At 49.4% G+C, this 8,346-nt stretch carries 8 protein-coding genes; 1 reads left to right on the plus strand and 7 read right to left on the minus strand.

The window, feature by feature from the left end; translation table 11 throughout:
• A partial coding sequence (thiL, locus tag WCO51_06765) for a thiamine-phosphate kinase (GenBank protein ID MEI6512963.1) occupies positions 1-962 on the plus strand: 962 nt, incomplete at its 5' end.
• A 157-nt stretch (positions 963-1,119) separates the two neighbouring features.
• Here the strand turns inward: thiL and WCO51_06770 are convergent.
• The 7 genes from WCO51_06770 to WCO51_06800 all read right to left on the minus strand — a co-directional run.
• The gene (locus WCO51_06770) at positions 1,120-1,515 is read right to left on the minus strand and encodes a hypothetical protein (GenBank protein MEI6512964.1); all 396 of its coding nucleotides are present in this window, start codon (positions 1,513-1,515) and stop codon (positions 1,120-1,122) included.
• 71 nt (positions 1,516-1,586) lie between these two features.
• Complete coding sequence (locus WCO51_06775; GenBank protein ID MEI6512965.1) at positions 1,587-4,499, minus strand: vitamin B12-dependent ribonucleotide reductase; 2,913 nt, start codon at positions 4,497-4,499, stop codon at positions 1,587-1,589.
• Positions 4,500-4,567: 68 nt separating this feature from the next.
• A complete protein-coding gene (gene nrdR / locus WCO51_06780; protein MEI6512966.1) occupies positions 4,568-5,035 on the minus strand; it encodes a transcriptional regulator NrdR in 468 nt (155 codons plus the stop codon).
• 322 nt (positions 5,036-5,357) lie between these two features.
• Positions 5,358-6,839 (minus strand): hypothetical protein, encoded by a 1,482-nt coding sequence (locus WCO51_06785; protein ID MEI6512967.1) that lies wholly within the window; start codon positions 6,837-6,839, stop codon positions 5,358-5,360.
• Positions 6,840-7,004: 165 nt separating this feature from the next.
• Positions 7,005-7,229: a carbon storage regulator CsrA gene (csrA, locus tag WCO51_06790; protein ID MEI6512968.1), complete on the minus strand. Its 225-nt coding sequence runs from the start codon at positions 7,227-7,229 to the stop codon at positions 7,005-7,007.
• Between the two features lie 96 nt (positions 7,230-7,325).
• Positions 7,326-7,787: a flagellar assembly protein FliW gene (fliW, locus tag WCO51_06795; GenBank protein ID MEI6512969.1), complete on the minus strand. Its 462-nt coding sequence runs from the start codon at positions 7,785-7,787 to the stop codon at positions 7,326-7,328.
• Positions 7,788-7,794: 7 nt separating this feature from the next.
• The coding region (locus tag WCO51_06800; protein ID MEI6512970.1) for a hypothetical protein at positions 7,795-8,346 on the minus strand (552 nt) is incomplete at its 5' end.

The following is an 8,346-nucleotide window of genomic DNA, read 5'->3' on the forward strand; positions in this document are numbered from 1 at the left end:
TCTCCGAAATCGGCGGTGAGTTCGCCCTAATCAAACGCGTCACGGCCCGGCCCTACAAAGACCCGGCGATTATCAAAGGGGTTGGCGATGATTGTGCAGTACTGGAATATACGGACGAAAAGTATCAGCTAATTACGGTGGACATGATGGTTGAAAACGACCATTTCACCCTCGCTTGGCACTCGCCTTCGCAGGTTGGCAGCAAGCTGATGGAATCGAATGTGTCTGACATCCTCTCCATGGGCGGTACGCCTCGTTGGGCATTTTTATCCTTCGCGTTGACGCCGGATATTCAAGTTGAGTTCATGGATGAGTTCTATCGCGGCTTGTATGAGTCGGCAGACAGACACAATGTGGCTTTAGTCGGCGGCGATACTACCCACGGCCGTGATATCGTGCTCAATCTGGCGTTAGTGGGTGAGGTGGACAAAGCCGGAGTGCGTCTGCGTTCACATGCCGTTCCGGGAGATTTAATCTGTACTACGGGCGTTTTGGGCAAGAGTGAAGCCGGTTTGAGGTTGCTGAGAAAAGGCAAAGCGACCGGTTGCCTTGCCAACGGTCACTTAGAGCCTCGCTGTCGGTTGGAATGGGAAGCCAAAGCCATCTCCCGTTACGCTCATGCCATGATTGACGTCAGCGACGGTCTTGGAAGTGAAGTCACTCACATCTGTCGTGAGAGCGGAACCGGCGCGCTTATTGATTGGGAAAGCATCCCCCTCTCAGAAGCAACTATTGAAGCAGCCCAAATTCTCAATAATGAACCCCAAGAATACGCCCTTTACGGCGGCGAAGATTTCGAGTTGGTCTTCACAATCCCCCCAGAAAACCTATCCCCACTCCGCCAAGAATTCAACGATTTCACAGTAGTAGGCGAGATACTATCCCCCGACCATGGCATCACCCTACTCAAAGCCGGCCAAAAACAAGCCCTAAAAAAAGGGTACGACCACTTCGCGGAGTAATAAGAAATCCAGCGGTCAAGATACTGCTCTGACCGCTGGATTTCTTTGCGCTTCCTTGTGCTGGGAGCGTTGCTCATTCATCCGTGAGTAGCCCGTAGCTTCCATGCTGCGTTCTGCTCCGTTGCCTTCCTTGGCAAGATGTACTGTATATGATCAACTAGACTTGTGTAGTCATCGTTCGAAAAATGGTTTCCTTCGGTATATGATGTGTGGCGGAAATGTTTAAAAGGTGAACATCCGAATCGGGTGAATGGCTCCAGACGCAGCAGTCGCGGCCCCAATAGACAAGATAGACCGAACTGCCGTCCGAGTTTTTCCGCCAACCATTTTGGCCATGGCCAGTAAAGAGCGCCACATAGTTAGAGGTTATCAAAAAAACTTCCTCTGAGAACACTTGCAGGCGGGAAGCCAGAAGATACGGGTCCCCTTCAAAATATGCATCGTCCGTAACGGCATACCCCTTAAGGCCGATGCGTCTGATACCCTGGTTTTGTAGCAAGACAAACTCGCTGTCAGGCGTGCCGCCCCGCTGAACGCCAACAATACGCAACATATGTCATACCCCTTCCAATAACTTCTTGGTACACATTAAAGGTTCCCCGGAGCGTACTCCGAGGTTATAAATTAACTGCAGCCGTAGGACATACCGCAGTTAAGGCATTTGTAGCAGGAGCCGTTTCTAACTAAGATCATGCCGCAGTCCGGGCACGGCGGCGCGTCACTTTGTGTGGCGAACACCTGCTTTTCTCGTTCTAATAGAGTTTTATCGTCCGTTTTCTCATCCGTTGCCAAGGTACGGGCGATGATGGCTTTATCCTCCAATGAGAGCTGTGCTTCCTGTTTGCCATTGCGTCCGAATTTAAGCCCAAGCCATCGGAAGAGGTAGTCCATAATCGACTTGGCAAACGGGATTTGTTTGTTTCCCGTGAAACCACTCGGCTCAAAGCGCATATGGGAGAATTTATCCACCAGCGTATCGAGCGGAACCCCATATTGCAGCGCCATCGAAATTGACGTTGCAAAGGCATCCATCAAGCCCGAAATAACCGAACCTTCTTTTGACATCGTGATGAAAATTTCACCCGGCATACCATCGTCGTAAAGGCCGACGGTGACATAACCCTCGTGTCCACCGACGCTGAACTTGTGGGTGATTGATTGCCGTTCATCGGACAGTCGGCGTCGCTTTGGTTTTGCTGGTTCAGCAGTTTGAACCTGTGCGGTCCCTGCCTTTTCTTCATCAGGCTTCTTGGTGTTAAGCGGTTGGGTCTTTTTACAGCCATCACGATAGATGGCAATCGCTTTCAGCCCAAGCTTCCAAGCCTGTAAGTAGGTATCAGCAATCTCCTCAGGCGTGGTCTCATTCGGCATGTTGACCGTCTTGCTGATTGCGCCTGAGATAAATGGCTGAACAGCAGACATCATCTTCACATGGCCCATAGGCACAATCGAGCGTTCGCCCTTAGCCGGTCGGAAGGCACAATCGAAGACCGGCAAGTCCTCATCTTTAAGATGAGGGGCATCCTCGATGGTGTCAGAGCTTTCGATGTGGGAAAGAATATCCACAATCTGTGAGCTGGTGTAGCCAAGTCGCAAAAGGGCATCGGGGACGGTTTGATTGACGATTTTCATCATCCCGCCGCCAACGAGCGTTTTGTACTTGACTAACGCGATGTCTGGCTCGATACCGGTGGTATCGCAGTCCATCATGAAGCCGATGGTGCCGGTTGGGGCTAGAACAGATGCTTGGGCATTACGCAGGCCATGCTTGCCGGCAAAGGTCAGTACATCGTCCCATGAAATTCTTGCCGCTTTGAGCAAGCCTTCGGGCGCCAGTTTGCTGTCGATAGATTCAATCGCCTCCCGATGTTGTCGCATCACTCGCAAGGCCGGTTCGCGATTGACTTTATAACCGGAGAAAGGTCCCCCGCAATCGCGTGAGATGATAGCCGATTGCCGATAGGCTTCGCCGGTCATGATCGCCGTGATGGCGGCTGCATAGGTTCTGCCTTCATCGCTGTCATAAGGCAGGCCGCGTTCCATCAGTAGTGCGCCCAGGTTCGCGTATCCCATTCCCAATGGCCGATATTCGTTGCTCATCTCTGTGATCTTGGGGGTCGGGTAGTCGGAGTTGCCGATCAGCATTTCCTGCGCAGTAAGCACCACTTGAATGGCATGCTTGAACGCATCCACATCGAGATCGCCATCGGGCGTTCTGAACTCCATTAGGTTCAAGCTCGCCAAGTTGCAGGCCGTGTTGTTGAGGAACATGAATTCCGAACATGGGTTGCTGGCGTGAATTTGGTCTGAGTTAAGGCAGGTGTGCCAGCGGTTGATGGTGTCGTGATATTGCATGCCGGGATCGCCGCAGACCCACGCCGCATCGGCAATTCGGTTCATGACATCGCGTGCTCTAAATGTTGCCATCGGAGCACGGTCCACTACCGAACAGGTCTGCCAATCCGAATTTTTTTCGACAGCGCTCATAAAATCATCAGTCGCGCGGACGCTGTGGTTGGCATTTTGGTAAGGCACGGTGTCATAAGCGCCCCCGGGAACATTGAATGCGCCCGTGAATCCGGCTTCAATCAACGCATGGGCTTTCTTTTCAGCCTCCGCTTTGCTGGCGATGAACTCAATGATGTCCGGGTGATCGACATTGAGCACACGCATGCAAGCGGCGCGTCTGGTGGAACCACCGGACTTGATCGAACCCGCGCTCGCATCAAATCCCTTCATAAAGCTCACAGGACCGGATGAGTAACCGCCTGCCGAAAGCTTTTCTTTGGAAGAGCGTAATGACGAGAGGTTCACGCCTGAGCCGGATCCGTCTTTGAAGAGCATCCCTTCAATCTTATATAGATCAAGGATAGACTCCATGTTATCCACAACTTCGTTGATGTAGCATGCCGAGGATGCTTGGCGACGGCCTTCCCAGCCGATGTTGAACCACACTGGGCTGTTGAAAGAGGCCATCTGGTTGACCAAAATAAATTTCAACTCGGCGCGGAAGACTTCGGCATCTTCCTCTGTCGCGAAGTAGTTATCGAGTATGCCCCATTGGGTGATGGTTTCAACGACTCGGCCTACCAACTGTTTTACGCTAAATTCCCGTTGGGGTGTCCCGAGTTGTCCGCGAAAGTACTTTGAAGAAACAACGTTCGTTGCTAGTTGGCTCCAGGTAGAGGGTACTTCAACATTAAGCTGTTCGAAGACCACATCCCCCTTTTCGCCAATGATGGAAGCTGTTCGCGTTTCCCAGGTAAGTTCGTCGTAAGGATCGATTCCTTGCTGGGTGAAGCGGCGGGTAAATGTAAGCCCTTTCCCCTTGCTGAATGTCTTCTTGCCTTGCTTCTTCACGGTTTTCTCCACTGCTTCTTCGATCTTCGTCACGGCCATGGTTACTGCTTCCTCAGGCATATCGAGCATCACTGCTCCCGCTCGTGAATGACCATTCCCTGATTTTGCGACTCCTTCTTCCTCATCTCCAAACATCGGATCAAAAGAACTAAAGCCTTCTTGGTTACCTTGCTCCACTTTTTTCACTCCTGGATAAAATTTCAATAAGCAATTCTTATATTGATGGCGGATACAATGTCAATTGTCTAAGATTTCTGCCGCTTGCGTTTTCTTAAACTTTCAACTACTTCTCTGAATTGATTGGCATCTTCAAACTGCCGATAGACCGATGCAAACCTTACATAAGCCACTGGGTCAATTAGGAGCAGTTGGTCCATTACCAATTCTCCGATATCATTAGTCGAGACTTCCGATTCGAGCCGGTTGATAAGCGCTCGTTCCACTTCTTCGGTGGCTTCTTCCATTTTTTCTATACTAACAGGGCGCTTCCGGCAGGCTAAAAAAAATCCTTGCAGGATCTTATCCCGCTTGAACGGTTCTCTGTCTCCGTTCTTTTTAACGACCATCAACCGTTTTTCTTCGATTTCTTCGTAGGTTTTGAAGCGCTGACCGCAGGCAACACATTGTCGTCTCCGTCGGATAGCCATGCCATCGCGAACGGGGCGAGAATCAAGCACATTGTCTTCTTGGTTGCCACAGTAGGGACACTTCATATATTCCTCAATGATACAACATGTTGACAGCATAATCACTATAACATACTACGACTAGTCAGTCAATAGTTTTTTGTATAAATATTGTAAGAATTTTTTTGCTCCGTACTACATGTTGTTATAATCTCTTAATGAGTGTTTAATAATACTCACTGCGATTATTTAGCGAAGATTACCAAGAAGCGTAGGGGGGGGCAGACAGAGCCTGAATGTCACCCTGAGCGTAGTCGAAGGGTCTTCAGGAAGATTCCTCGACTACGCACGGAATGACGTACCTACGGTACGTTTGAGAACAAATCCGGCGAAATGGGTTTTGGCAGCCTTATTTTCTGAACTTTATTGAAAATAAATCCGCGTCACTCATCACAAAGCGCAGGCGGATGGGTTTGCCGGATAGTTGGCGAACATCCTTGCCAGTCTTCCATGAGATTACACGGTCTAATTGGTCGCCGAAAATTTCGGGGCTGTCTTTTAGGGTGTAGCCGGGGATGGGTTTGCCAGTGGTATCTTGGATTTCAACTCGGACATAGCCTGCGACGGAAGTCGAGAAGTTCATTTCGAGTTCTTTACCCTTAAAGGTAATAGTTTTGGTGGTGAATTCGCCGCCTTTGCCGGGAGCGTTTACTGAGACGAATCCATCGACCCTGATGACATAGCGGCGAAGGTTGGTGTAGGAACCTCGCCAATAGTGTTCGGTGGCGTAGATAGAGATTTCATCGGGCGCGCCGGCCATGTCTGACTTGGTTTCAATCAAGCCCCAAGCTGCGAAGTTATCGCCATAGACCCATTGGTCTTCATTGCGCAGACCCGGGCGGATGAAAGCCTCCGTCCAACGTTTGAAAGTCTTTCCATCTCGACTGGTCATATAAAGGCAATCCGAAAGGGCTGTGCCATATCGTTCACCGACCGCCGAACGCTCCAAGCGCTCCTTAAGTTGCGGCAAAGCCCGCATTTCATCCGACCAACCTCGATCGAGATAACGAGCAGGGAAGCCCATATAGATATGAGGCGCGCGATAGTAGGGGGCCACGTTATTGGTATACAACGCCTCATTCGGCGCTCCGGGGTATTTTAGCCATTCGCCTTTGGTCCAGTGGATGAAGTCCTTCGAAGTTGCCCATTTAATATCGCGGGTGTTATTGCGGAAGTCGCGATAATAGGCGCGGTACTCCCCGCGTTCGACATCCCAGAAAGCATTGTTTAGGCTGTCGAATGCGCCATCGGTGATTATCGGCTTGTCGGTTAGCGGTGTCCAGTGGATTCCGTCTGCTGACTTGGCTGCCAACAAACTAGATTTTTTATTGTATTGACCGAAGTAGACCGCCTTGTAGAGGGCGTCCGGAGTGCATTTGGGATTAGTATCTTTAAAGCAACTGAAATTGTCCAGGTTCGGATTCATCCAGACGATGTTGTTATTCTTCGAGCCATTGAACTCGAAAAGTCCCAAATCAGGCCTGGTCCATTGGATGCCGTCTTTGCTCTCGGCATAGCCGATGAACACATCATGAGTCGGAATACTCGATGGCTCATGCGCCCAAGCGTTGTAGTAGGTCCTAAAGATATCCCCATCTTTGAAAATGACCTGAAATGAGCACCCATTGCCCTCCCACGGCTTGTCGAAGCGCGTCACGATCTCCTTCGGAATCGGATGGTGCATCTCCAGGCGCACTTTCTTCATCTTATCAATCAAATAATCATCCAAAAACAATTCCCGCCGCGATCCAATATCAATCACTTTAACCTCCCGAGCTAATCCACTCATTCCTATTAAGCAGAGTAATATTCCAATAACAATCCGTTTCATAAATTCTAACTCCTCAATCCCTGTTTTACCCGCTCAGTGTGAGGATATCCAGAGGCAAAAAAAACCGCCCCGGATATAACCGTGACAGATTTAAATTTTTGACAGCATAAAACGCGCAGAGTAGTGTTTGGCTGCGCGTTGGGGGCTATTATTTTATCCCACGGGTTAGGCGGGCTTGGATTTGGCGTCGGGAACGTCTTCGGGTTGAGTCTCAGAGGCTCTTAGGTTCTCCATTTGGATCTGTTCGTAAATTTCCTTGCGGTGGACTGTAACTGTTTTAGGCGCACGAATACCCAAGCGCACTTGTTCGCCGCGCACTTCTAAAACAACTACTTCAACCTCATCGCCTATCATGATACTCTGGTGGACTTTGCGAGTCAGTACCAGCATATGTCATGGCCCTCCTTGGCAGGCATTTTGAACAACGTAATGGTTCAAACTGATATCTTACTTAAATTGGATGCAAGTATTAATTTGTAGAGAACACTAATGAGCAGCCGCTTTGACAGAACTCATCTGCATCTCTTCTAGAACGGAATGCCGAGTGTGATATTCGTCACTATCGACTACTATCTGTCGCCCCATTTGGTCCTCAAGATTGACCACAACCGGCCCTGCTAGATTGACGGTCATTGCTTGCGGATTCCCTGGTGGGATAGTTACAATAGTATATACGATCTTAGGGGTCTCTTCCGTTAAGTTCAGCACTTCGGCATCTGTATCCGATACCGTAAGAGCATAATCGGGTTTGAATTCCCATGGATCGATAACTAGGAATGCAATGGCGGGGTCGTCGACGGACTGTAGCCAGCGATAAGGGCTTCCCTCTTTGTGTTGAATTACAACAAAGCGGTGTAGATGTGGAAAACCGTAAAGGCCTTCCGTCATCGTCATTACAGCAGTGTCTTCGACGTCAACGTTTCCGAATCTCGCAGTTTCAAATGTCATTATACAATTAACCTCCGCGGATGAAATCCATCAAGCTCATTCCGAAAGTATTAGAAGCGACCGTCAGGGATGCCTGATAGGAATTCTGAGCAGCGCTTAAATCGGAAATCGCCTGGACGATATCCACATCTTCTATGTTCGACGCAAACTTTGTTAAATCATCGTTGCGTCTGCTGGTTTGGTTCTCTAAAGCATCCAATTCTTTAAGCTGACCACCGATTCCTGCACGTGCAGTAAGAACGTTGTCAGTTAAGCTCTGAACGCTCGCTAGATCAGGACCTGAGAGATTACTCAAGTTTCCACTGCTCAAATCATCACGGATTGTTTTCAGTGTACTATATATATCGGTAAAAATAGGTGATCCCGGCAGGTTTACTTGCATAGTTTGTCCGACTGAAACCTCAATTTTTAATGGTAAGGCGTCGCCGTTGTAAGTAACTCCCGTTATTGTTGTTGTTAAAGGCGTTGTTGAAGTCTTCTGCCCTGAGAAAATATAGCGCCCATTAACCGTTGCCCCATTCACCAAAGAGATGAGATGGGTCATCGCCGAATCGACTTG

The sequence above is a fragment of the bacterium genome (assembly GCA_037131655.1).
In the GTDB taxonomy this organism is placed as follows: Bacteria; Armatimonadota; Fimbriimonadia; order Fimbriimonadales; family JBAXQP01; genus JBAXQP01.